This is a genomic window from Planotetraspora mira (assembly GCF_016863275.1).
In the GTDB taxonomy this organism is placed as follows: Bacteria; Actinomycetota; Actinomycetes; order Streptosporangiales; family Streptosporangiaceae; genus Planotetraspora; species Planotetraspora mira.
Genome location: NZ_BOOO01000037.1, coordinates 141304 through 164317, shown reverse-complemented (window position 1 = coordinate 164317; position 23014 = coordinate 141304). Strand labels below are relative to the sequence as shown.

The window sequence follows — 23014 nt, the reverse complement described above, 5'->3', positions numbered from 1 at the left end:
GTATTGGTTGGCGGTTATTGGCAGACGAGGTGGCTGCCCCAGCGGTGGTGGTGCGGCCACTCAGATCGGAGGCCTGTGCGATGTCTCCCTTTCGAAGCTGACCCTGTCCTTGGGTCGCGTGATGGCTCCTTCGTTGGGGGATCAGAGGCCGAGCCGCAGCAGCAATCCTTGCTTGAGCTGCGCGGACTGGTGACGCGGCGGTTGATGGCGTTGGATGCGCGCAAAGAATTGTCGTCCGCGCATATAGAGCTCATGGCCTCATGCGTGGGAGCCGCGCCGCGAACGCTTTGGCGATGGCTTGCTCGTGCGCGGGCCGAGGGAGAGGTGGAGCGTCGGTCGCGTCGGCGGTTCACCATGAACGACGACCTTCTTTCTCACTTGGCGTTGCTAGGGGGAAACTGCGCTCGCCTCCACCGGGAATTACTTGAGCAGGAGCGAGGGGGCGGGCCGCCTGCCCCAAGCCTGCGCACCTTGTATCGAGCGGTCGACGCCGCGCTGACGCCGGGGGAGAAGGCCGGCATCCGCAAAGGTGAGCGGGCGCGCCGCCGTTTCGACGTTTACCTGCGGCGGCCGACGGACGGCGAAGGCCATCACCGCAACACGGTCTGGGAAGGCGATCATGTTGAGCTGCCGGTGAAGGTCTGCGTTGATGGCCAGTTGCGCAAGCCGTGGGTGACCTGGTTTATCGACTGTGCCAGCGACGGTATCTGCGGGCTGGCTATCACGCCGAGCTACCCCAACCGGGGTAACATCCTGGCGGCGTTGCGCAGCTCGATTCTGCGTGATGACCGGTACGGGCCCTTCGGGGGGGTACCGGCGGCCGTGAGGATCGATCGGGGCCGGGATTTCTTGTCCAAGACGGTGGGGACGGCGTTGGGCCGCTTCGCCGTGCTCGTGAGCGACCTGCCCGGCTATCACCCCCACCTGAAGGGCCGGGTGGAGGCGTTGAACGGGGCTGTGCAGACAATGTTCTGCAAGTCGCTGCCGCATTACACCGGTCAGCCGACTGAGCTGAACGGCGCTCCCATCGATCCCGATGCGCCTGCGCTAATGTTTGAGGATTTCGTCGAGCACTTGCTGGATTGGGTGCGGGAATGGAACGTCGACCTGCCCAAGCCCGCTCTGTCCGGCCGTACCCCGCTCCAGGCATGGCAGGAAGATGCCTGGCCGATCGATGACGTCCCAGCCGAGGATCTGCGCCTGTTCATGCTGGAGGACGACGGCCGCGTGCGGACGATCACTGACAAGGGAGTGTCGTGGGGTGGCCGTAAGTACGCGGGGGAGTGGATGACGGGCAGGTGCGGTGTTGGGCTGAAAGTGCGCCTGCGGTACATGCCACACCATGACCATGAGGTCGAGGTGTTCGACGCGGTTACCGGCCGCCATCTAGGCCCGGCCTACTTGTCCGACCAAGCGTCCAAGCAGCAGGTCGCTGCGGTAATGGCGTCGCGTCGCGCCGCGAGCAAACGCGTCAACCAGATTCTCAAGGCGGCGGCAAAGAAGCGGAGGGTCCGCTATGGGGCCGTCACCCAGGCCGAGCCGCCACGTGTGCTGGGCGCGCTGACCTCGCTGGAAGCAAGTATCGAGTTGGAACAGGCCGAGCGGGACAAGCGGCCCCTGAAGGCCAGTCCCAATCTCATCCCGTTGAGGCCGCCAGCACCGGGCTGGGTTCTCCCGAAGTCCACACAGCAAGTCTCCACACGTGAACAGGGCGACCAACCATGAAAGTGGTTTCGGGGCTCCTGCGCGATGACAACGGCACCGCGTGGGCGCTCGGCGAGTCCGGGCTCGGTAAGACGCTGTTGGTGAACGCGCCGCTCGCCGCGCCGACCGCTACATGGTCAGCCGCTATGTGGTACCGCACCAGACGGAACGGAACATCATGAGCGCAGGTTTCGTGGATCCTCTAGGTGAAGATCATGATCATTTTCTCCGCTTGAAGGGCGCCAGCGTGGTGGTCACCGCGGCCCTGCAGCGCACGCAGGACAATCTGGCCATCGCGATCGAAGAGCGTGCCATGGTGTGCATGTATGGCGACGCTGGCCTCGGCAAGACGTTGTCGGTGAACGCCTCGCTGCGCGAGCTGGCACCAGCTGACACCATACGCGTGCAGTTCCGCTCTCACCCTTACCCCCGTGACATCCGGGGCGTTCTGTTCGATGCTCTCGAACTGCCGGGACCCAAGCCGGCCCACCCTCTGGAATTCGACACGTTGCTCAAAGACACGCTGTCGGAACGGTTCCGGGTGCTGGTCTGCGATGAGGCGCAGTGGCTGTCCACCGAATGCTTCGAACTGTGGCGGCATCTATGGGATGACCGTCGAACCGACATCACCATCGTCTTCGTCGGCGGTAAGAACTGTTACCAGGTGCTGCGGCGCGAGCCCATGCTGTCCTCACGCATCCTGCTGTGGCAGAAATTCGCTCCGCTGACGCCTGCCGAGGTGATGGCGGTGATTCCGGTCTACCACCCGATCTGGGCCAAGGCTGACCTAGAGATCATCTTGCAGGCCAACAGGCGCTCCGGGCACGGCAACTTCCGCGCGTGGGCAAGCATCACTGTCTTGGCAGTGAAAGCACTGAAACACCTCCAGCGCACCACTGTGGACGAAGAGGTGCTGGCCTGGGCGTTGGACAAGCTTGGCGACCAGGACACCGCATGAGTACCCCGGCCGCTGGTGTTCAGGAGCCGTTTGCGGACACAACATCAGTGACGATCCTGCTGGATCCACACGATGATTACCATCTCACGCACGCCATCCTGGCCGCTCACGACCCGGTGCGCGGCGTCCTGATCGTTCATCCGACAGTGGGCCACAAGCACTTTAGCGCGCTCGCGCAGGATATCCTGGTCGCGTTGGGCAAGAGCCCGACGGTAGTGCTCCACGGCCGGTCTGCGGCAGCCGCCGCTTGGCACTCCGCCACCGCGTGGGTGATCGCAGCAAAGATTCGCCGACTCGTGGTGCTGCGGACGCACCTCCTGACCGCAGCCGTCGTGGCGCGGCTCACCCACCTGGCCGCCGAGTCAGGAGCGGCGTTGACGCTGGTCTGGCACGCTAGCCCACCGGCGAACTGGTCCGATCTGATCCCGCAGGCCACATTGCGGCGACTGGAGCAGGGCCGATCGCTGGAGGACGCCCTCGCGCCCGGACCTGAGTCCGAGGCCGCACCGTGTGCCGCCCCAGCGATGGAGTGCAGTGCGATCGTGCCTGACTGGAAACGTCGGGACCTGGACCTCCTCATGAACCAGCCGCTGCCGCGCGTGCCCCGAAGCGGCCTGCTCCGCTTCCGTGCCGATGCCCGGCGCGAGCTCAGTCGCGAAAACTTCGCCTGGGTCGATCTGCTGTATGCCTCGGCAATGGACTCCGCATGCAGGTTCTTGTCTGCCCATCCCGCATTCAGAAGCGCCGGCTCGCACGTTGGCCCGTCTTCCGGCACACCGATGAACGCAATGGTCGGCCAGTCCCTTGAGGTGCCTGATCAAGGTGAGCGTTCCGGCACGGACAACGCTGAGACTCGTGCCCGTGGCGGCCATGCCGTTCCAGGATCTCCCGCCACCCGGACACGTAGTGGCGAACCCGTCGACGCTGACGATGAGGAGCACACCATCGGTCTGCTTCCGGCGACGGCCTCCGACCTGCCACGCTCATGGCCGGATCAGGGTGCGGTCGTCAGCTTCATCCTCGCTCTCATCGCGGAGGCCAGCTCCGATGAGCACACCATCGCGCTGCTGCGCGGCGCCCAGGCCGGGCTGCTGCTGCACGGTGTGCACCTGCACCTGCCTCCCGACGTGGACAAGGCAGGCGGTCTGGAAACGAGGCAGACACGGCTGACACCCGAAACAGCAGCTCAGATCCGCACGCACGTCTCCGATCCCGCCGCTGCCGGAGCCTTGGCGGCGTACCTGTCCACAGGTCTGACCGCCTGGGAGCTGAGCCTGGCCCAAGCAGCTGACCTGGCCCCGGATGGGTCAGCTCTGCGTCAGCGAGGGGAGACCACGATCTACTATCCCATTCCGGCGTGCGGGAGGGACCTGCTCGTCGCCGCCCGCACGCTCATCACTGTGCAAGGCGGCGGCTCGGATACGCGTTTCCTTGCCGCAGGCATTGGGCCACGCGCAAGGACTCTGAAATTCAACGCACAATGGTCTGACATACATCTAGACCAACCCCTGCCGGTCGAGCCCGGCATGGGCTGGCACTTGCAGGCCCGCTGTTTCTGGGTTGCTGAACCGACGCACCCACGCCGTCCTGGCGAGCGGCCGCGCCGTAGTCGCTCGCGGAGGGAGCCGTGAACATCGACGCCAGCCGGCTCTGGCGACGCGCTCATGAACGGGGTGACGGTGAATTCGCCGCAGCAGTGGCGGCCATCATCGGTCCGCCTCCGGCATCCGAAGCCGCTGCCATCGATGCTGACTCGCTGACCGCCACCCAGATGATCACTTTGCAGATCATGCTGAATATGCCGGCGAGGCACTGTGTAGCTGGCAACAACCCGGGTCAGTTCACTCCAACCGCGCTGCTGCAGCCCTATGCCGACGCGCGAGCGCTACATGTGGCATTGGCCGCGTTCGGCCCGCTGACCGATGCGGACATCACGGACGCCTTCGGCTGGGACGCCCATCAATGTCACGCCGCAGAGCAGACGCTGGACCGTGTCTTGACTGGCAGCGGCCACCACCTGGAGCGCGCCGGAGACTTGGTGATGCTGCAACCGGAGCAACACGCGCTATCAGGGCAGGTGGCTCGTCGCCTGGCCGCCCGGCAACTGAACCGTCGCGGCGAGGTGTCGACGCGCGAGGCAGGGATACTCGTCGCCGCCGTGCGGCGGCACCAGCGCCCGTCCTCCTGGCAGCCCGTGACTCTGTCTCCCGCCTGTCACGCGCTCCTCAAGCAACGCGGCATCGCCACTGCCGATGCAAACACCGATGACACCAGCCCGCACCAGGATGAGAACCGACGCATCAGGCTCACCCTGCACCCCGATGTCATGTTCGCCTTCGACCTGAACGAGAGGCCGATGCCCGTTCCCAGGAAGGCGCCAACGACCGCCGTCCAGAGCACGCCCGTGTCGCAGTTTCGGGCCCCTTGCCACAGCGTGGCCGGTGAGCTGCGCTCCATCAAGGTCGTCTGGCAGTGGGAGCTCATCCGGTTCTTCAGAGACGGACTGCGGATCCTCTCCTATTTAGTGCAGCGGCATCCGGCACGTCGCAGCATCTGGCCAGCCTCCCGGGAACGACCATGACGCCGTATCTGCCCAAGCGGGCCTACCAATCGGACGCCGCCGCTGTCTTGGACAATGCGGAAGAGGTCCGCAGGATCCTGCAAACCATCGCATCAGACGGCCGGTTCCGCGTGCGTTTGGTGGCATGTGACCGTCACTCTGGACTAGCTCTGGATGAGACACTGGCGGCCACCGCAGCGTGGCTGGGAAACAAGAGCCCTGTTCTCCGTGCGGACCAGTTGCGACAGCTACGCTCCTGGCTACATCACTGTGAACGTGAAGGCGTGCATCCCCTGGATCCACAGGTGTGGGACGTCATCCGATGGCTGGACTCGCTGGCACCCGACCGGACGCCGATGGCCGTCTCCAGCGCTCTTGCCACACTGCGTTCCTGGTACTCCCGTCTGTACCACGGCGGCCTGTGCACTCGCCATCCCGCCATTGACCTGCGCTGCGCTCCTGCCGCCCCGACGCTTGACCTGACAGGCGCCCATTGCGTCTCAGCTAGCGCGGCGCTTGTCGACTATGCCGAGTGGCGCGCATTGACGCACGGCGATGAGACGGCATGGAGCGAAAGGAATTGGCGTGACGCCGCGCTGGTGGCTATCTGGTTTCACACCGCCATCGCACCCCCGCCGCTGTTGGACCTTGATCTGGCTGACCTGCAATGGACGCCAGAGACCAAACAGGCACCGCACCGAAGCGTTGCCTGGCATGGCGATTATGAAGGTGGCCGGTTGCCGCTGACCGCCCAGCCGGCATGCCTACTGCTGCGCTACCTCACGCATCGTGCGGCCCGCCAGCATCTGCCTCTTGAGCAGTTGTCCGGCCCGCTGTTTGCCACTGCGCCGCGCCGGTTGTCGCCCGAACAGCGCCTGACGGACATGGAGGTGATCAACATCTTGGCGCGCTTGTCGGCTGAGTGCGGTCTGCCCTGCCGCGCTAGCCTCACGCCATGCCCTACTGGGCACACCGAAGCGGACCGGCCCTTGCCCGGCACGACAAATGCTTACGGAGACGACGGCGGGGAGCCCGCCGTTGCTCCGCAGCGTCGGGGCGCCTTGACGATCAAAAGCCATGGTGGTGGTTGCACGGCTGTCAGTGCAGCAGAGCCGCCATAGTGGGTGCCGGGATGGCCGTATTGCGGTCCATTAGGCAACTCCACCGTGGCCATTTCCGGGCTTGGTGCCGTCGGGCCGGGAGGGTGCGGGTGCATCTGTGAGCAACAGTGCGAATAGCAGGTCGGGGTGCACGGAGGAGGAGATGACCGGATCGACACCAGCGGCCTCCAACGACTGATCATCTTCCGGCATCAGCAGGCCCACCTGATGCAGGGCCGCCATGAGGGGCACGGTGTCTTCCGCGGTAAGTGGATTGGCTCGCGCGCGGATGGCGGGTAAGGCGCTGGCGGCGTACGGGCTGGGAAAGCGGCTGGCGATGAGGTAGCCGTCCTGCTCACGGAGCAACGCGAAGGGGCTATTTTGCAGGCGCTGGGCGAGCGCATCCATGGCGGTCACGACCCGATCCACGGGCCAGTGCAGCACGATCGACAACGTATCAACCGACACTGGGCGGGGTCGGGCACGCGGGGCGAGCAGTGCTTCAAGTATGTCGGCATCTGCAGCGTGTCCGCTTGTTGCAGCCGGGACAGCGGCGATCAGATCGGCCGGATGCAGCCCGAGAGGTTTGGCAATCTCGCACAGCCACGTGAGGGTGACGCGGTCGGGGCGCAGCACACGATGCAGCTCACGGGGATGGACGCCGATTTCGGCCACGAAGGTGGTGCTGTCCCAGCCCAGCTCGGCGGCGCGCGCCTCGATCAGCGCGAGGTCGAGCGTGTAGACAGCGGGCGAGGTCATAGGTGTCCTTGTTGATCTGCCGCAAGACACAGGCCGCTGTCGCCGTCGCGGTCGTGAAGCGATCGGCCTACCCGCCAGCAGCCGGTGAGAACATGCCAGGGGCGGTGGACGTGCCGACCGAAGGCGTCGCCTTCCAACCGCACGCCGCACACGTCAGCGGCCGCCTCGAGTCCGACTCCGTCGCGGCCGATGACCTTTACCAGGCGCTGACCGGCTCGCACAGGCGCCAGGCGGCCGAAGAGTTTGGCAGCCACGACCAGATCGCGCCCATGACGGGGGATGCCGAAGCGGTCGCGGCCCACCGTCACGGTGCCGGCTTCATCGTCCATTGCCTGGATGCTCAGCTGGGCCACAACACTCGCGGGTGCTCCTGTGATCAGGGCGAGAGTAAGAGCGGCGGCCACCCCGGGGTGAGCTATCTGGCGGCGGATCTGGTCGGCCACCAGGTGAGTGAACCCTTGCACGCCAAGGCCAGGGCCGTGTGCTGTAGTCAAATCTTCGGGCGGGCTCAGCAGCAACCCGTGGCGGAGAAATGCTGCCTGGGCGCCGCGGATGCGGGCCACCGCGTGGCCGGGGGTGGGCGCGTCCGCCACTAGCCCGGATAAGAACCCTTGTAGTCCAGCAAGGTCCTCCGTCGGGTAGGGATAGCAGCCAGGAGAGCCGTTCAGCGCCGGCAGCGCCATCGCGGGCAGCCGTCCCAGAACATGGTCGGCCAGAGTGAGATCGTCGAACAGGCCGGTGGTGATGCCGTGAGGAAGAATCTGCGCCGGGGACGAGGGGGTGTGGCGACGCAGCCACTGACAAGCGGCCTGGAGGCCATGCCGATACTCGGCATCGACCCGGGCGAACTCAGCGGCGCTCAATCGACGGTAGGCATCGGCGCGATACCAGGGCAGAGATGTGGCTACCGTGTGGGGCAAGGCGGCAACTCGTTGGTCATGCTGATCGAAAGCGCCGCCCACCTCCGTGCCGCCGCGCGGGTCGGTGGGTCCGGTCGCAGCTCTGGCAGTGGGAGGCGCCGGCAGTTCGCTGCCGGGGTCGAGGCTGATGCGGTAGTCAACGCCTGTCAACTGGCCGCGTAGCGCCGTCGCGATGTTACGGCGATGATGCACCAAGACCAAGTGCACGCCGGTCGCTGAGCGCAACTCGAGTAACAGCCGCCAGCATCGAGCGCTCAGCAGATGAGCCCGCAGCACGACCAACATCGTGATTTGGGCGATACGTATCCAGGTGGCCACGGCCGCCCAAGCCGATGAGGAGTCCGGCAACTGTTCGACAGTCAGCGGGATCGCCCGCTTCCCCAGGGCGAACAGCAGATCATGGGCCAGGACCAGATCTCCACTCGCCGCTGGTGTCGGATGCACCGTCACACAGCCAAGGTGAGGCGCATGCGCCCCCAGTGCCGCGTCGATGACAGCCCGTTCGTCCTGCGGATCCAGTAGAACTGTCACTGGCGGCGCGCTTGCAGCACAGAGAAGGTCAGCGTGCTCATCGCTGGCCCACGACATAATTGCTCCTCTGATCGCTGCCGCCCGTGTGCTCGGCATAGTCGAGGCACAGTTGTGCTTGGGTCTCCTTACCAATCCTGATGGCGCATCGCTCAGCTGATCAGCTATTTGGGTAATCTCCTGAAGGCGACTGGCGCGGAGCAGGACTGTGGACCGATATTCGCGATATCTCCATCGGGCCAAGTCGAGATCGCACACACGGTTGCCATCGTGACGGGTTCGGCGTGGAACCGTATCAAGCGCAGACGCACGCGTAGTCGCACGCTGACCGCGGCACTCATGTGCCTGGGCGACCGAATAGGCGGTGCGTCTCCAGACGGACGCGTCAATCCCGGGTATGGAGGCCGGCCCGTGATGCCGCTCCTGTGCGCTGGCCCACCCTCCCCGTCTCCGGCGCCTGAGCTCACTGGGTGCGGGCGGAAGCAACTAAGACGCCGGGCGCCGCCTCAGTGTGACGCGCGCTGCAACAGCTCGTAGGCGGCTATGCCCAAGGCATCAGCGATCTGGAAGACGTTGTCCAGCCGCGGGCTGTACATCCCGTTCTCGATGCGGTTGATGGTCTTGCGATCCAAGCCAGCCAGTTCTCCCAGCCGTTCCTGGGTCAGATCGTGCTCCTCGCGTATCTCGCGTAGCCGCAGACCGAACTGTCTTCGCAGTTCGGCGAGGCGTGGCGGGATCGATGCGTGCACCTACCCAAACCTGGTGGGCATGATCCTCAAAGGTCTGTACCAAGTTTGGTACATATCGCGGCAAGTGGCCGGACGCCCGCAACGAGTATCCGCAATGCTGCCTCAGCACCGCCTTTGTCCCACGCCTCTATAGCGCAGCCCTAGGGAGGAGAGCCCGTGATCACAGTTACCGGTAACGCATCCAGCGAGCGGCTTACACCGCCCGAAACAGCCCCCACCGGATCGCCGCCCCCCGCCTGGCTCCTGCAGCACGCTGCTCAACTCGCCGGAGAGATCCACTCAGTCCTGCAGTTCATCCACGGGAAGCAGCTGAATCTCGCCGAAGAACTCCGTGCGCAATCAGCGGCAACACAGCTGCTCAAGGACGCGGCGGAGGCCAGCCTCATCCTGGAATCCCCGAGAGCCCGACCATCGGCATGGGAGGTCAACCACCCAACAGCCCGGATCGTGCTCACACACGACCAGGAGACGAACCGCGGCCCCGCCACGGCCCGTTCCACCATGTCATCGCCGCATTCCCCCGGATCGGCGTGCTTGATGCCTACGGCCATGTTCGAGGCGGCGCAATCAGGACCCGCGCCTGGCGCGGGTGGTAAGAGCCGGGCACGCGCGTGTCAGCGACACACCCGTGATGAAACCCGCCACGGCCACAGGCGCTACAGGTGGCAGGTGCGCGTCGCCGGGCACCGATCCACGCAGACCGAGCAGACGCCTGATGGCCGACAAAACCTATTCATGCGGGGCGTCCAGGTAGCAGACCTCTGGGCGGACCACCATCACAGCCGCTGCCCGTGGCGTTCTGGTGAGTGCACGACGTTCCAGTATCACGAATTGTGAACACGGCCCCGAAGAGGATCAAGGTCCAGAACCCGGTACAACCACCCTTGGCTGCGAACGGACCGGCATCGCATCACGCCACGCGACCCGCGGCGCTTCAGATCCGCAGCAGCCCCGGGCGGGTGCTGTAAACTTGGCGGCATAAGCCCCGGACCTGCCTCTGCGATGCATGCAACCGGGGCACAGCTCTTTCTTCACGTGTGCCGGTCCAGCGGCACACCGGCCATTGGAAAATGGATGTAGCCGGCCACGACGGGGGAGCCATCTGCCCACCGGCCGTGGCGGTGATCGCCGACATGGGAGCGCCCGCTGTGGCCGCGGAGGTGGCGCCGCCAGCGCGGAGCCCATGCGCACTGAAGGAGCTGGCCTGGTCGAGTCCGATGAGGGCGGCCGCGCGCTTGACTTAGGTAGGCGTCGTAGTCGCCCAGGGCGGAGCCGGGGTACTGCACCAGATTCAGGAACGTCGATGGGTCGGCGGTGACGCATGAACCGGGCTTGGCGGCGTTGATCTGGAATACGGTCTCGCCCTTGGCGGGGATGTAGGCGTCGTCGTAGACCAAGGCCTTGACATTGGGATTGCCCACGGCAGCGTTGGTGATGACCATGCCGCCGTAGGAGTGGCCCACGAGGAGCCCGAGCACTCTCCGACCGGGCGTTCTGGGAAGCCGGCGTGCAACGGAAGATCATGGTCGAGGTGGCTGACATCGTGACGTGCGCCGAACTCGTCCGGGCCGGGTTCGGCGTCGCCATCATGCCCAGGTCAGGGTTGGTCCGGTCGCGTGAGCTGGTGTCGCGACCGGTGTCCGGCCTGCCGCAGTGGGCGTTTCGCTCATCGCGCCATCCCACAGGCCACTCACGGCAGCCGGCGCGGCCTTCGCGGACCTCGTCTGCGCGACATTCGACGTCGTGCTTCCCGACCCGTGGGAGCGGGGCCGAGGCCGGGGAACCCGGTCCTTCTCGGTGATCTCCACAACGACAGCGCAGCGATCACTCACGGCATCGCCGCGGAGTTGTGTGCCGAAGAGGCCGGCGCGAACCAGGCTGCGGTGCTGAGTGCACAGGCGAAGACAGAGCGATGGCGCAACCGATTCCAGGTGTCCGCCGACACCGCCCGCAAGGGCTACGAGTGCAGCCCGGCGACGCCGTTGCGAATTCTGCTGGCCAGCCAGGAGGCCAACGCCGCAGGCTTGTAAGGCGATGGTGCGTCTTCGGCGCAAGTGTTTGTCAAAGGCAGTTCCGGCGGGTGACCTGAGCAAACCAGTGGGCGCTCTGCTTGGGCGTGCGCTGCTGAGTGCCGTAGTCGATGTGCACTAGGCCGAAGCGGCGCGAGTAGCCCCAGGCCCATTCGAAGTTGTCCGTCAGCGACCACACGAAGTATCCGCGAAGGTCGACTCCGTCCAAGATGGCGCGGGCCGCTACGCGGAAGTGGCTGTCGAGATAGTCGACCCGACGCTGGTCGGCGATGACGCCGTCGGGGCCGATCTCGTCGGTGAACGCGGCTCCGTTCTCCGTGACATACAGCGGGATCGGGCGGTATTCGCGGTGCACCCGGGTGAGCACGTCGTGTAGTCCCTGCGGGTCGATTTCCCAGCCCATATCTGTCGCGGGCACGCCTCTGCTGACGAACTCCACGTCGTTGCTGGCCACCCAGGGCGAGACCGAGTCGTGCGCCTGCCGCGGCCCGCCGCTGGCCCGGACCACGTGCCTTGTGTAGTAGTTCACCCCTAGAAAGTCCAGCGGCTGAGCGATCACGGCCTCGTCGCCATCTTGGATGTGCGCGAAGTTACTCACCGTTGCTAGGTCACGCAGCAGGTCATCGGGATAGGCGCCGCGTAGCACAGGGTCGAGGAACTGCCGGTTCATCAGTGCGTCGATGCGGCGTGCCGCGTCCTGGTCGGCCTCAGAGTCGCCGACCGGGTCGACCGGGTACAGGTTGACCGTGACACCGACTCGCTTGCTTGCGTCGTGGGCGCGCATTGCCTGGACGGCCAGGCCGTGGCCGAGCATCAGATGGTGGGCCGCGCGTACGGCGTCGGCCGGATCCCGGCGCCCAGGCGCGTGCACCCCGCCGGCGTATCCCAGGTAAGCCGAACACCACGGCTCGTTGAGCGTGGTCCAGTCCGCTATCCGGTCTCCGAGCCGGACATATACGAGTTCGGCGTACTCGGCGAATCGGTGAGCGGTGTCGCGTGCGGGCCACCCGCCCGCGTCCTCCAGTTCCTGGGGCAGGTCCCAGTGATACAGGGTGACCCATGGCTGGACGTTTCGCTCGAGCAGTTCGTCGATCAGCCGGTCGTAGAAGCCGAGGCCCGCGGTGTTCAGCGGCCCGCGCCCGCCCGGTTGCAGCCGAGGCCAGGCCAGGGAGAAGCGATAGTGGGTTGCTCCCAGGTCGGCGAGCAGCCCTACATCCTCGCGGTAGCGGTGGTAGTGGTCACAGGCGACGTCTCCGGTGTCACCACCGAAGATTGCGCCGGGGGTATGCGCGAAGGTGTCCCATATAGAGGGGCCCCGCCCGTCCTCGCTGATCGCACCCTCGATCTGATAGCTGGCGCTGGCGGCCCCCCAGACGAAGCCCGCGGGGAAACGCACGGGTTCATCATGAACGGCGGCAGCCGGTCCACCGGTGATCTCGATATCTGTCATATGTCAGCTCCTTTGACGTTGTCGCAAGAGGGGGAGGTACGCCACGGTCACCACTGCCAAGACGCGGCGGGTACGGCCATTGATTCGAGGACCTCCCATAGCTCTGGAGGTATCTCCCAAGCGGCGAGCCGGGCCGTTTCCGCGATCCGCTCAGGCCTGGAGATGCCGACTATCGTCGAGGTGACGCGCGGGTCGCGCATGGAGAACTGCAGCGCAGCGGCCGCAAGCGGGACCCCATGCTCGGCGCAGGCCGCCTCCATCGCCCGGATGCGGTCCAGCACCTCCTCACCGGCCTTCTGGTAGGCGTACTTGGCGGAACGCGCGGTGCCTTTCGCGAGGATGCCGCCACCGAAAGGGGCCCCGTTGACGGTGCCCACACCGAGCGCTTTCGCTTCGTCGAGCAGGTCGCCGGCCGACCGGTCGGCCAAGGTCCATCTGTTGTGCGTGATCAGCACTTCGAACACGCCGGTGCGTAGGTACCGGGCCATGAGCTCTACCGGCCCGCCGGCCACGCCGAGATGGCCTATGACGCCTTCGTCCTTGAGTTTCAGGAGTTCCTCGACAGGGCCACCACGCGCCATGCCCTCTTCGAAGGTGATGTGCTCCGGGTCGTGCAGGTAGACAAGCTGCAGCCGGTCGATGCCGAGCCTGCGCAGGCTACCTTCCGCCGAGCGGCGCACCTGGTCGGCGGAGAAGTCCCCGGTCGCGCCGTCACGGTCGACTTTGGTGGCGAGAACGAAACCGTCCGGCAGCCCGCCGACCCGGGCCAGAGCCGCGCCGATACGACGCTCACTGTCTCCGCCGCTGTAGCCAGCCGCGGTGTCGAGGAAGTTAAAGGGCCCGGTAAGCGCTGCCGCTGCGGTCTCGATCCCACGCTCGGAGCTCACCTCGTAGCCGAAATTCTCTGGCATGCTCCCGAGGGGACCACCGCCGATGCAGACCGGGGTGACGTCAAGGCCGGTGCTGCCTAGCGGCTGCCGGGACAACGGAGCGACCGGAGGCGTCATCGGCCGTCCACAGGGCGGAGGGGAATGCCGTCGGCATCGACGAGCAGGCCATCGACGGTCTCGCGCGCACCGGCAGCAACGAGTCGTGCTCTCGCTTTGTCGACGTCGTCGACGGCGATGGCGATGTGGCGGAAGCCGTGCCGGTTCGCCTCCGGTGCCCAGGGGCTGGGCGTCGTGGGTGCGGTGAACGTGAACACTTCGAGCACGGACTCGCCCGCCTGCAGGTAGGTCAGCAGGAATCCGCGGGGATCCTGGTTCTGCGAGATCTGCCCGATCACCTGGTATCCGAGGGTGTCGCGGTAGAACGCCAGTGTCGCGTCGAGGTCGTCAACGGTCACCGCGACATGACCGAAGGACGGTCCCGCGGTCCGGGGACGAGCTTCAGCGGCGGCGCGTTCACGGTCGGCGAGTTCTGGCGAGGACACCTTGTGATATTGCAGATGCTTGTCGATGATTTCGAGGTGTGTCCCGTCCGGGTCTTGGAAGAAAGCCAGGCGTACGCCGCCGACGGCGTCGAGCGGGGGCAGGGTGAAGGGGATTCCGGCGTCGCGGATCCTGTCTGCTTGGAGGTCGACGTCGCCGACGGTGAATCCGACGTGCCGGATGCCGCGCTGCAGGTCGTCGTTGATCCAGCCGCCGAGGTCGCCGGAAACGGTCTCGACCAGTTTGAGCAGCGCGGAGCCGGCTGACAGCCAGCGGACGCCGGGCGGTTCCGGGACCTCGGCCCGCTGAAGACCGAGGAGGCCTTGGTAGAAGTCGAGCGAGCGGTCCAGGTCGCCGACTCCGATTTCGACGTGGTGGATGCCGATGGGGTGATCGGGCACGTGTTTCCCTTCGTCAGGTCGGGCGGTCATGACTTGACCGCCCCCAGGGTCAGGCCGGCGACGAATCGGCGTTGCATCCGCATGTAGACGAGCACGATGGGCAGCACCGACATGGTCAGCGACGCGCACATCAGCGGCCAGTCGGTCGAGTACTGTCCGACGATGGTGTAGAGCACGGGCTGTAATGGGAGGTAGTCCGGATTTTGAAGGAACGTCTGGGCGTAGAGGAACTCGTTCCAGGTGGTCATGAATTGGAAGATGACCACGGTCGCCACCCCGGGCGCGGCGAGCGGCAGCATGATCTTACGGAAGATCGTGAACTCGCCCGCACCGTCCGCGCGGGCCGCCTGGATCAGCTCGTCGGGCAGAGTCGTGAAGAAGGCGCGCATGAGGAACATCGCGAACGGCAGCGACGTACCGATGTACACAAGGATCAGGCCCTGTCGGGTGCCCAGCAGGTGCAGCGAACGCAGTTGCAGGAACAGCGGCAGAATGATCGCCGTCACGGGCAGCATGAGGGTGCTGAGCAGGATTACGTAGAGCAGGTTCCTGAACGGGAAGCGCAGTTTCGCGAATGCGTACCCCCCGAGCGTGGCCAGCGCGACCACGACCGCCACGGTGATCGTGGTGATCACCAGCGTGGTGAGGAAGTGCGACGGGTAGTCGAGCTGAGACCATGACCGCTGGTAGGCGTCGAAGGTGATCTCGTCGGGGATGATCCCGCCGCCGAAGACGGTGTCCCTTCGGCGTACCGAGGTCAGCACCATCCACACGAACGGGAAGACGGTCGCCGCGGAGATCGCGATGAGCAGCAGGTAGCCGGTGGATCGCCAGATCCTCCGTCTCGTGCGCATCGTGGAGGCGCTATGCCATGCCGGTCCTGGACGGGAACGGGGACGGGCTCGGCCCGCGGGGACCTGTGTGTCGGCTGTCGTCACGAGGCCCTCCGTGAGATCCGCAGCTGGGCGAGCGTCACGATCATGCAGAGTACGAAGATCACCATGCTGATTGCGGTGGCGTACCCGAAAGACGGGGTGCCGCCGGACTCGTTGCCGAAGGCCAGGCCGTACAGATAGGTGCCGAGCACTTCGGAGGCCCGGTTGGGACCACCTCCGGTCATGACGTAGATCAGGTCGAACGTCTTGAACCCGTTGATCAGGTTGAGCAGCACCACCACGCCTGTCACCGTGCGAAGCGTCGGTACGGTCACTCGCCGGAACTGCTGAACCGGTCCCGCGCCGTCGATGCGCGCGGCCTCGTACAGCGTCGGGTCGATGCCCTGCAGGCCGGCGAGGAAGATCAGCATGTACAGGCCTGCGGACTGCCACAGCGACACCACAATGAGCGCCGGCACGACGAGATGCGGGTCGGCCAGCCATGGCTGGGCGAGCCCGTCCAGGCCGACGGTCCGCAGCGCCTCGTTCAGCGTGCCGAGGTTCGGCTCGTAGATGAGCTGCCAGAGCACGCCGGTGACGACGAACGAGATCACGGCCGGGACGAACAACAATGTCCGGTAGATCACCGTTCCGCGCCACCGGCAGTTCATGAGCACGGCGAGCAGCAGCGGCAGGACCGTCTGCAGGATCGTCGTGGCGGCCGTGAACATGAACGTGGTGCCCACGGCCTTCCAGAAAACCGGGTCGCCGACCATGAACTGGAAGTTGTCCAGTCCGACGAACCTCGGCTCGCCGAAGCCGGACCACTCCGACAGGCTCAGGTAGAGCGAGCGCAGGAAGGGATAGCCGACGAAGACCGCGAAGAAGGCGACGATCGGGGCGATGAAGATGTAGCCGATCACGGCTTCTCGGCTCCGTGGCCGGAGAACCGCTCCAGGTCCGGCGGCGCGGACGATCGACATGATCAGTTGCCGCCTCTGGCACGTACGACATCGGCCTGGATCTTCGCCGCGGTCTGGTCCGGGGTCGCCTGACCGCCGATCAGTGCGGCCACCGCGTTGGCGGCCGACGCGGACGAGCCCTTGCCGAACAGGATGTGCGGAGCCCCGTCACCGTTGAGCAGCCAGGACGTCATCTCTTTGAGGATCGGGTCGGTTACCTGACTGCCTGCCGACTGGGTGGACGGCATACTGGCCGAGTCGTTCATGATCTTCGAATATCGGGACGGCTCATACATGAACTTCACGAACTCCAGCGCCGCGTCCTTGTTCTTGCTGTTCTGGCTCACGGCGAAGCCGGCTCCCGCCTGATTGGCGCACCAGTGTCGCTTGCCGTCAACCCATGCGGGGGTTTGCATGACCTTGTAGCGCTGAACGAATTCCTTGGGGGCGTTCTGGATGAAGTCCTGCGGCACCCACGAGCCCATGAAGAGCATCGCCGCCTTGCCCGTGTAGAGCATCGTTTCGCCCTGTGGGGTGGTGATCCCGTTGGAGTTGGGGGCGAACGCACCACCTTTGATCAGCTCGTCGAGCTTGGTCAGCGCCTCTATGACCTTGGGGTGGTCCCACTTGGCGCCGTTGCGCTGCTGGTCGATGTCGAGCACCAGTCGCGGATCGTCGGACGCCTGGGTGACCAAGGGCAGGAAGAAGTCCAGTCCGTTGCTGCCCGGATTATTGGACAGCACGCAGGGGAGCACACCTGCATCCTTCATCTTGGCGGCTACCGCTAGAAGGTCGTCCCATGTCTCCGGCACATCGGCCTTGGCCCGGGCAAAGATGTCCGGATCGTAGAAGATGCCGAATGTCTGCGCCATCCACCCGAGCGCGTACTGCTTGCCGTTGTCGGTGTACTCGTCGTTGGCGGACTGGAAGAAGTCCTTCAGGAAGTCCGGACCCAGCTCGGCGTGCAGGTCCGCGGAGACGCCGGCCTTGCCGTACTCGATGGCGAGCACGTGTGGCGCGAAGATCTCCGGCGGGTCGTTCGCCGCGACCGCTCCCTGCAGCGCGGGCAGATAGGAGTCTGGGTCGCCGAACAGTCGGTTCTCCACGACGATGTTCGGGTGCGCTGCCTGGAACTCCTGGATCAGCGGCCCCCACTGATCGCGCTGCTGGCTGTACCAGTGCCACAGACGCACCCTGGCCTTGCCTCCGGCGGTGGTGCCGCCTCCTGTGGATGTGTCGGCGTCGCAGGCGCTGAGCAGACCGGGCGCCGCGAGCGCGGCGGCGCCGAGCAGACTTGTGCGCAGGAGGTTTCGCCGGCTCACGGCGGCGACAGGTCTGCTGGGCGATGTCTCGGCGCTACCGGGGGATCCCTGGACCATGGCGGCGTCCTTCCCTTGGATGATCGATTGACCGCGGTGTCGGCCGGTCTCGCCCCCGAGAGCCGATGTCATGAGACGAAGAAACGATGAGGGATGTTGAAACGGCAGTCCATACCGGCGTGACAGGGACGTCAACGAAACATTTCTGCGGCGTATCGGAGCTATTCGAACCGCTCTCGCATCACGTTCGCCTCGTCGGCGGGGCACCTACACTCATGAAGGCCGGGCGCCACCCGATTCACTGGGGCAGGTCCGCCGTATGAACGAGGAAGGTCGGCCACATGCGAGCCGTTCGCTGGCACGGCGCGGGTGACGTCCGAGTCGAGGAGGTCGCGCCACCGGCGTCCCCGGGTGCGGGCGAGGTCCGGGTCCGCGTCGCCTGGTGCGGGCTGTGCGGCACGGACGTGCACGAATACCGCTTCGGGCCGGTGCACGTCTCGATACGTCCGCATCCGGTCACCGGGCGATCGGCACCGCTAACCATGGGGCATGAGATCTCCGGATGGGTCGAGTCGGTCGGCGACGACGTGACCGGGCTGGTTGTGGGCGATCTCGTCGCCCTTAACGCGCTGCTGCCGTGCGGTGCCTGTTCTCCGTGCACGCGCAAGGACTTTCACCTCTGCCTGACTCTCGGCCATCTGGGCCAGTCCGCCGACGGCGGGCTGGCCGACCTCCTCACCGTTCCAGCTGCGATGGCCGTGCCCGCGCTCCCCGGTATGAGCGCCGAGGCGACCGCACTCGCGGAGCCGTTCGCCGTGGCCATGCGGGCCGTACGGCGGGCAGGCCGGCCGACCGGCAGGCCATGCGTGGTGATCGGCGCCGGCACCATCGGCCTGGCCACCGCTACCGTGCTCGATGCGGATGGCAACACTGTCACCGTGCTGGACATCGCCAAGGAGCGGATCCGGCATGCCGCCGACCTGGGTTTCGAGGCGCGCGAGGTAACCGACGCCCGCACCTCCGGCCTCCAAGCGCCGATCGTGATCGAGTGCTCCGGCGCGGCGGTCGCGGGTGACACGGCTATACGGCTCGCCGAACCCGGCGGCGTCGTGGTGATCGTCGGATTGCCCGGCGGTCCCAGTAGTCTCGACCTCGCCGACGTGGCGCTGCGCGAGATCCGAATCGTCGGGAGCATGTCACACCTCGCCGACACCGATATGGTCCCAGCCATGGAGATCCTCGCCGCTCACAGCGAGCGGGCGGAGCGGATCGTGACCTCTCGCATCGCCCTCGCCGACACCGTCACCCATGGGTTCGACGTCCTCGTCGGCCCCGAGCGTGACCGACACGCGAAGATCCTCGTGAAGGTGAACGACGCGCCCTGAACGCCGCTGAGGCCTCAGCGGTGTCCCTGACTCCGGCGCTGATCGGAAGGCGGCGACGGGGGCGACTCGTCACTCCAGGGCCACTGAGGTGAGGGGAGCGGTCCGATCGTCTCGCGTACCGCGTCGACCGCAGGCGACCTGACCTCGTCGCTCCGCCACCACAACGCGACCACCCGCTCGCAGTGCGGGTCGGCGATCGGCACGAGCCGGACCCCCTCGATGTTGGCGGTGGTCATGGCCAGGCTATTGGTGACGCCGGTGCCCAGGCCGTGGCGGACCAGGGAGATCAGTGTCTGCGGCTGATTGGTTTGCGCCGTGATCGTCGGTGTGAGGCCGGCGTTGGCGAAGGCGAAATTGGTCTCGTACTGCCGGCCGTATCCCTCGTCGCTCTCGCCGATGCTGATCACCGGTAGCGCCGCGATCTGGCTGAGCCACACGACGCGTGATCGGGCAAGGGGATGGTCCTCACGGAACACCGCGACCAGCGGTTCGCGCCACAGGATCCGATGGGCGACCTGGTCAGCGTTGATCAGTGGCAGCAACGGCCGGATCGCGAGGTCCACGTCGCCGCTGATGAGGGCGCTGCCGAGCGCGACGCTAGGCCCCTCGCGCAGCACCAGTCGCGCCTGCGGATGGGAGCGTTGCAGGGCCCGTACGGCAAGGGGGTACAGGTACGCGGCGGCGCTGGGGTAGGCGCCCAGCCGCACGTCCCCACGCACGACACCCCCGGTCAGGTCGGTCAACATGTTCAGACGGCGAAGGACCTCCTCCGCGTGCGGCAGGAGTGCACGTCCTTCGGGGGTGAGCACAGCCGGGTGCACGGAACGGTCGAGGAGTTTGGTACCTAGTTCCCGTTCGAAGTCGGCGATGTGGCTGCTCACACGCGGCTGTGAGCGGTAGAGGGACTTGGCGGCTGCGGAAAACCCGCCGTAGTGAGCGACCGCGACGAAGCTGACGATCCACTCGATCCGATAGTGGTAGACGCTCCTGATGTCCATCGGGCACGAGCCTAACCCGCAATCGACCCCCACCCTCGAACTACTTTCTGGCGCGGGGTCAGCGGATGAACTGACGCACGTAATCGGCGCCGAGACCAACTTTCTCGTAGTGCGCTCGACACATGTCGATCTTGGTAAAAGTGTCCTCGAAACCGATCTGAGCGCCGGCCTCGTCGACGTAGACCATGGCACCGGAGATGTTGAAGAAAGTGATCATCTCTGTGCAGTCGTCTGGCACGGACAAGGTGTGGATCTCTCCCGGCGGCTCGTACACGAAATGACCGGCCTCGGCGACCCACGGGTGTTCGTAATAGTGCCACTTACCCTTGATCACATAGCCGAAGACGGCGCCGGGATGCCGGTGTCGGGAGACGATGCCGGATGCGGTCACCTTGAGCAGATTGCACCACTGGCCGGTGATCGTGTTGAACATCAGAGGGCGAAACCACACGTTAGGGGCCTGGGGCACCCAGATCCGCTCGTCATCCGGAAGCGCCGCGACAGCGATCTCCAGTGGGACGTCCCCGAACACCGCGATAACGGGGCCTTTGGCGCTGAACATGATTTCCACCTTTCCTCGGTCGGCGCAGCGTGTGCCCCAGAAGGGACAAGCAGGTATCAGGCGGCGAGATAGCCCCCGTCGACGGGCAGGACAACACCAGTGATGAATCCGGCGTCGGGCCCGCACAGGAACGCGACAGCACCTGCCACATCGGCTGGCTCACCCCAGCGGCCCATCGGAGTGCGGTCAATGATGCGCTGGGACGCATCGGCGTTCTGATGCAACTCGGCGGTGAGACCGGTGCGGATCCACCCGGGGGCCACAGCGTTCACCCTGATGCCCTCCGACGCCCAGGCGACGGCCAGCGCCTTGGTGAGCTGTAACACGCCGCCCTTGCTGGATGTGTACGCCGGCACCAGTGGTCCGCCGAAGAAGCTCAGCATCGACGCCACATTGACGATGCAGCCCCCGCCACGACGCAGCAAGGGCTTGGCACCGATACAGGCGCGCATCGTGCCCGTGAGGTTGACCTCGACCACCCGCGCGAAGACCTCAGGCTGATACTCGTCACCACGGTGAATGACTCCGGCGGCGTTCACCAGGACATCCAACTCGGGAAGGCTTGTGATGAAATCCTCCAGATCGTTACCGTGTGTGATATCCAGTTCGACGGCACGCGCGACATTTCCCAGCGAGGCCGGGGCGTCGGCGGCTCGCAACCCTGCCGCGATCACGCGGGCGCCTGACCCGGCGAACCGCTCCGCTATCGCCGTACCGATCCCGCTGGTGCCACCGATGACGACGACAGTACGGACCGTGTCCGATCCCAGCCCGTCTGACGGGGCGGCATCCTGGCGCTTGGCGGCAGAGCCCATCGCTTCGGACACCATGGGAACGTGCTTGCTCTGCTTGCTCACGGTCGTCCTTCAAAGGCCGGAGATGCTAGGACGCTCCGATTTAACCGCCGAGACGGCGACGTATTGCCGATCATGCGGGACCAGGATGGCGGTCATTCGATTCGGCGTGGTATCCGCTTCGCCTTGAATTACTGTGGCCCGCATTGCGATGGAACTATGTTGATAAAACGAAGAGTCTCGGGGTCCTGCCCCGACGAGCGATGTGGTTCCAGCCCACCACGTTGAGGGTCGCCAGTTACGCCCGAGAGCGTAGGCGCCTGGAGGGATTGGCGTCATGACCGTCCAAGGCGGAGCGTGCTGGGGGGTAGGCGCGACTGTCGGCGTCGAAGTCGGTGAACTCTCTCCAGGTCTTGGTGCATTCAACGTGCTCGCATGGCGCACCGGTGGAGCGCGCTGCCTTGCCCGTGCAGCGATAGCGGATGCCGGGCCTCAGCGGTCGACAGAGGCTCAAGTAGCCGGCGTCCACCCCTTGCTGATCCCACCGTCAAGAAGGACGTGTGCGTCTGAACTGAGAAGCGTTGTCCCACGATTTAAGGCGACCGCTCATTTCACGGCGCCGCCCGTGATTCCGGCGATGATCCTCCGCTGTGCGACGACGAAGATGACGATCAGTGGGAGGCTCATGAGCACGACGTAGGCGAAGACGAGGTTCCAGTTGTTCTGGTAAAGGTTGCTACTGGCCACCGAGTAGAGGTTCAAGGGGAGCGTTGTGTAGGTCCCGCCTCCGAGTACGAAGAACGAGTAAAAGATGTCGTTCCAGACGTACAGGCAGATGAGGATGGTGGCGGTCGCGATGACCGGGCGCAGCAACGGCAGGAGTTCTTCAGCCGGGTAGAGCGCAGACACCAGTCCCCACGCCAGCGCTTGCCGGGCATCAATCGGGTCGCCGGTGTAGATCATCATCGCCGCATTGGAGGGACCGATGCTGTGGGTGAGGAAGGCAGCCATGCCGCCTCCGCCGATCCAGCCGAGCTTGATCTCGGGAGAGGCGGATACGACCGCGGCACGTACACGGACGCGTCGACGGTCCCGGGCGAGTTCTTTGAGACCGGGCTGGATGAGCTACGGCTTCCTGGCCGCGATCCTGCTGGGATCAATCTTCCCGCTGTGGTGGTGCTTCATCATCGCCAGCGGTACTGCATCGACGATCGACGCCGCCACCCTTCGCGAGGCGTACCCGATGGTTCCCGACTTCGTCGCTCTCGCCGCGAAGTACGACCCCATCGGCAAGTTCCACAACCCCTACCTGAACACTTGCCTTCTCACGGCTTGAGCTATTGATTGCTCCCTCACCTTCAGCACCCCAACGCGGGGCAGGGACACCGACCGGACAGCGCCCTCGCCCCGACCGCACCATCACCTGGTGAAAGGCACAACCATTGCGCACCACGGCGCAAGCTCTCTGGTGAGGGTAGCAAAAGAGAACCGACCCAGCCGCGGACATGATGATCGCACCAACCGTACCCA

Annotated in this window: 22 protein-coding genes and 1 pseudogene; 9 read left to right on the top strand and 14 right to left on the bottom strand. The window is 65.6% G+C overall.

The window, feature by feature from the left end; translation table 11 throughout:
* The first annotated feature begins 204 nt into the window (after window positions 1-204).
* From Pmi06nite_RS31860 to Pmi06nite_RS31840, 5 genes are all read left to right on the top strand, one after another.
* Window positions 205-1725, top strand: a complete 1521-nt coding sequence (locus Pmi06nite_RS31860; protein WP_203956907.1) for a TnsB C-terminal domain-containing protein — start codon at window positions 205-207, stop codon at window positions 1723-1725.
* 112 nt (window positions 1726-1837) lie between these two features.
* A complete protein-coding gene (locus Pmi06nite_RS31855) occupies window positions 1838-2662 on the top strand; it encodes an AAA family ATPase (protein ID WP_203956866.1) in 825 nt (274 codons plus the stop codon).
* 47 nt (window positions 2663-2709) lie between these two features.
* Window positions 2710-4293, top strand: a complete 1584-nt coding sequence (locus Pmi06nite_RS31850) for a hypothetical protein (RefSeq protein WP_203956865.1) — start codon at window positions 2710-2712, stop codon at window positions 4291-4293.
* Window positions 4290-5243: a hypothetical protein gene (locus Pmi06nite_RS31845; protein ID WP_203956864.1), complete on the top strand. Its 954-nt coding sequence runs from the start codon at window positions 4290-4292 to the stop codon at window positions 5241-5243. Before Pmi06nite_RS31850 ends, Pmi06nite_RS31845 begins: the two co-directional genes overlap by 4 nt.
* Window positions 5240-6343, top strand: a complete 1104-nt coding sequence (locus tag Pmi06nite_RS31840; RefSeq protein WP_203956863.1) for a hypothetical protein — start codon at window positions 5240-5242, stop codon at window positions 6341-6343. Before Pmi06nite_RS31845 ends, Pmi06nite_RS31840 begins: the two co-directional genes overlap by 4 nt.
* Window positions 6344-6373: 30 nt before the next feature.
* Here Pmi06nite_RS31840 and Pmi06nite_RS31835 read toward each other — a convergent pair whose 3' ends face one another.
* The 4 genes from Pmi06nite_RS31835 to Pmi06nite_RS31820 form a co-directional block, all read right to left on the bottom strand.
* Entirely contained in the window at window positions 6374-7081 is a 708-nt protein-coding gene (locus tag Pmi06nite_RS31835; protein ID WP_203956862.1) for a hypothetical protein, read from the bottom strand.
* Complete coding sequence (locus Pmi06nite_RS31830) at window positions 7078-8589, bottom strand: hypothetical protein (RefSeq protein ID WP_203956861.1); 1512 nt, start codon at window positions 8587-8589, stop codon at window positions 7078-7080. The genes Pmi06nite_RS31835 and Pmi06nite_RS31830 overlap by 4 nt, the downstream gene beginning before the upstream one ends.
* 446 nt (window positions 8590-9035) lie before the next feature.
* The gene (locus Pmi06nite_RS31825) at window positions 9036-9278 is read right to left on the bottom strand and encodes a helix-turn-helix transcriptional regulator (protein ID WP_203956860.1); all 243 of its coding nucleotides are present in this window, start codon (window positions 9276-9278) and stop codon (window positions 9036-9038) included.
* Window positions 9279-10309: 1031 nt separating this feature from the next.
* Window positions 10310-10756 carry a hypothetical protein gene (locus Pmi06nite_RS31820; RefSeq protein WP_275409620.1) on the bottom strand — a complete coding sequence of 149 codons (447 nt, stop codon included), beginning with the start codon at window positions 10754-10756 and terminating at the stop codon, window positions 10310-10312.
* Here Pmi06nite_RS31820 and Pmi06nite_RS43050 point away from each other — a divergent pair.
* Both Pmi06nite_RS43050 and Pmi06nite_RS31810 read left to right on the top strand, forming a co-directional pair.
* Window positions 10750-11079, top strand: a pseudogene (locus Pmi06nite_RS43050) (LysR substrate-binding domain-containing protein); the annotation flags it as partial. The gene Pmi06nite_RS31820 and the pseudogene Pmi06nite_RS43050 overlap by 7 nt on opposite strands.
* Window positions 11036-11308, top strand: coding sequence for a hypothetical protein (locus Pmi06nite_RS31810; RefSeq protein WP_203956858.1), 273 nt, complete (start codon window positions 11036-11038; stop codon window positions 11306-11308). The pseudogene Pmi06nite_RS43050 and the gene Pmi06nite_RS31810, both read left to right, overlap by 44 nt.
* A gap of 31 nt (window positions 11309-11339) precedes the next feature.
* Here the strand turns inward: Pmi06nite_RS31810 and Pmi06nite_RS31805 are convergent, their stop codons facing one another.
* The 6 genes from Pmi06nite_RS31805 to Pmi06nite_RS31780 form a co-directional block, all read right to left on the bottom strand.
* On the bottom strand, window positions 11340-12758 hold the full coding sequence (locus tag Pmi06nite_RS31805) for a GH1 family beta-glucosidase (RefSeq protein ID WP_203956857.1): 1419 nt from the start codon (window positions 12756-12758) through the stop codon (window positions 11340-11342).
* 47 nt (window positions 12759-12805) lie between these two features.
* Window positions 12806-13765: an aldo/keto reductase gene (locus Pmi06nite_RS31800; protein ID WP_203956856.1), complete on the bottom strand. Its 960-nt coding sequence runs from the start codon at window positions 13763-13765 to the stop codon at window positions 12806-12808.
* Window positions 13762-14589: a VOC family protein gene (locus Pmi06nite_RS31795; protein WP_203956855.1), complete on the bottom strand. Its 828-nt coding sequence runs from the start codon at window positions 14587-14589 to the stop codon at window positions 13762-13764. The genes Pmi06nite_RS31800 and Pmi06nite_RS31795 overlap by 4 nt, the downstream gene beginning before the upstream one ends.
* A gap of 26 nt (window positions 14590-14615) precedes the next feature.
* Complete coding sequence (locus tag Pmi06nite_RS31790) at window positions 14616-15443, bottom strand: carbohydrate ABC transporter permease (RefSeq protein ID WP_203956854.1); 828 nt, start codon at window positions 15441-15443, stop codon at window positions 14616-14618.
* Window positions 15444-15523: 80 nt separating this feature from the next.
* Window positions 15524-16387, bottom strand: a complete 864-nt coding sequence (locus tag Pmi06nite_RS31785; protein WP_203956853.1) for a carbohydrate ABC transporter permease — start codon at window positions 16385-16387, stop codon at window positions 15524-15526.
* Between the two features lie 62 nt (window positions 16388-16449).
* Window positions 16450-17805, bottom strand: coding sequence for an ABC transporter substrate-binding protein (locus tag Pmi06nite_RS31780; protein WP_203956852.1), 1356 nt, complete (start codon window positions 17803-17805; stop codon window positions 16450-16452).
* 281 nt (window positions 17806-18086) lie between these two features.
* On the opposite strand from Pmi06nite_RS31780, the gene Pmi06nite_RS31775 reads away from it, so the two are divergent.
* Entirely contained in the window at window positions 18087-19130 is a 1044-nt protein-coding gene (locus tag Pmi06nite_RS31775; RefSeq protein WP_203956851.1) for an alcohol dehydrogenase catalytic domain-containing protein, read from the top strand.
* A 14-nt stretch (window positions 19131-19144) separates the two neighbouring features.
* Here Pmi06nite_RS31775 and Pmi06nite_RS31770 read toward each other — a convergent pair whose 3' ends face one another.
* From Pmi06nite_RS31770 to Pmi06nite_RS31755, 4 genes are all read right to left on the bottom strand, one after another.
* Window positions 19145-20128, bottom strand: a complete 984-nt coding sequence (locus tag Pmi06nite_RS31770) for a LysR family transcriptional regulator (RefSeq protein ID WP_203956850.1) — start codon at window positions 20126-20128, stop codon at window positions 19145-19147.
* A 58-nt stretch (window positions 20129-20186) separates the two neighbouring features.
* Entirely contained in the window at window positions 20187-20690 is a 504-nt protein-coding gene (locus Pmi06nite_RS31765; protein ID WP_203956849.1) for a 2,4'-dihydroxyacetophenone dioxygenase family protein, read from the bottom strand.
* Window positions 20691-20746: 56 nt separating this feature from the next.
* On the bottom strand, window positions 20747-21547 hold the full coding sequence (locus Pmi06nite_RS31760) for an SDR family NAD(P)-dependent oxidoreductase (RefSeq protein WP_239114334.1): 801 nt from the start codon (window positions 21545-21547) through the stop codon (window positions 20747-20749).
* Between the two features lie 543 nt (window positions 21548-22090).
* A complete protein-coding gene (locus tag Pmi06nite_RS31755; protein ID WP_275409624.1) occupies window positions 22091-22525 on the bottom strand; it encodes an enoyl-CoA hydratase-related protein in 435 nt (144 codons plus the stop codon).
* 79 nt (window positions 22526-22604) lie between these two features.
* Here Pmi06nite_RS31755 and Pmi06nite_RS31750 point away from each other — a divergent pair, with 79 nt between their 5' ends.
* The gene (locus Pmi06nite_RS31750; protein WP_203956848.1) at window positions 22605-22820 is read left to right on the top strand and encodes a hypothetical protein; all 216 of its coding nucleotides are present in this window, start codon (window positions 22605-22607) and stop codon (window positions 22818-22820) included.
* Window positions 22821-23014: the final 194 nt, after the last annotated feature.

Bases quoted from the DNA above. Each gene is read 5' to 3' on its own strand.
- Pmi06nite_RS31765 (WP_203956849.1), bottom strand. From the start codon at position 20,690: ATGTTCAGCGCCAAAGGCCCCGTTATCGCGGTGTTCGGGGACGTCCCA.
- Pmi06nite_RS31780 (WP_203956852.1), bottom strand. From the start codon at position 17,805: ATGGTCCAGGGATCCCCCGGTAGCGCCGAGACATCGCCCAGCAGACCT.
- Pmi06nite_RS31855 (WP_203956866.1), top strand. From the start codon at position 1,838: ATGGTCAGCCGCTATGTGGTACCGCACCAGACGGAACGGAACATCATG.
- Pmi06nite_RS31860 (WP_203956907.1), top strand. From the start codon at position 205: ATGGCGTTGGATGCGCGCAAAGAATTGTCGTCCGCGCATATAGAGCTC.
- Pmi06nite_RS31805 (WP_203956857.1), bottom strand. From the start codon at position 12,758: ATGACAGATATCGAGATCACCGGTGGACCGGCTGCCGCCGTTCATGAT.
- Pmi06nite_RS31830 (WP_203956861.1), bottom strand. From the start codon at position 8,589: ATGTCGTGGGCCAGCGATGAGCACGCTGACCTTCTCTGTGCTGCAAGC.
- Pmi06nite_RS31790 (WP_203956854.1), bottom strand. From the start codon at position 15,443: ATGCGCACGAGACGGAGGATCTGGCGATCCACCGGCTACCTGCTGCTC.
- Pmi06nite_RS31750 (WP_203956848.1), top strand. From the start codon at position 22,605: ATGAGCTACGGCTTCCTGGCCGCGATCCTGCTGGGATCAATCTTCCCG.
- Pmi06nite_RS31840 (WP_203956863.1), top strand. From the start codon at position 5,240: ATGACGCCGTATCTGCCCAAGCGGGCCTACCAATCGGACGCCGCCGCT.
- Pmi06nite_RS31770 (WP_203956850.1), bottom strand. From the start codon at position 20,128: ATGGACATCAGGAGCGTCTACCACTATCGGATCGAGTGGATCGTCAGC.
- Pmi06nite_RS31800 (WP_203956856.1), bottom strand. From the start codon at position 13,765: ATGACGCCTCCGGTCGCTCCGTTGTCCCGGCAGCCGCTAGGCAGCACC.
- Pmi06nite_RS31835 (WP_203956862.1), bottom strand. From the start codon at position 7,081: ATGACCTCGCCCGCTGTCTACACGCTCGACCTCGCGCTGATCGAGGCG.
- Pmi06nite_RS31775 (WP_203956851.1), top strand. From the start codon at position 18,087: ATGCGAGCCGTTCGCTGGCACGGCGCGGGTGACGTCCGAGTCGAGGAG.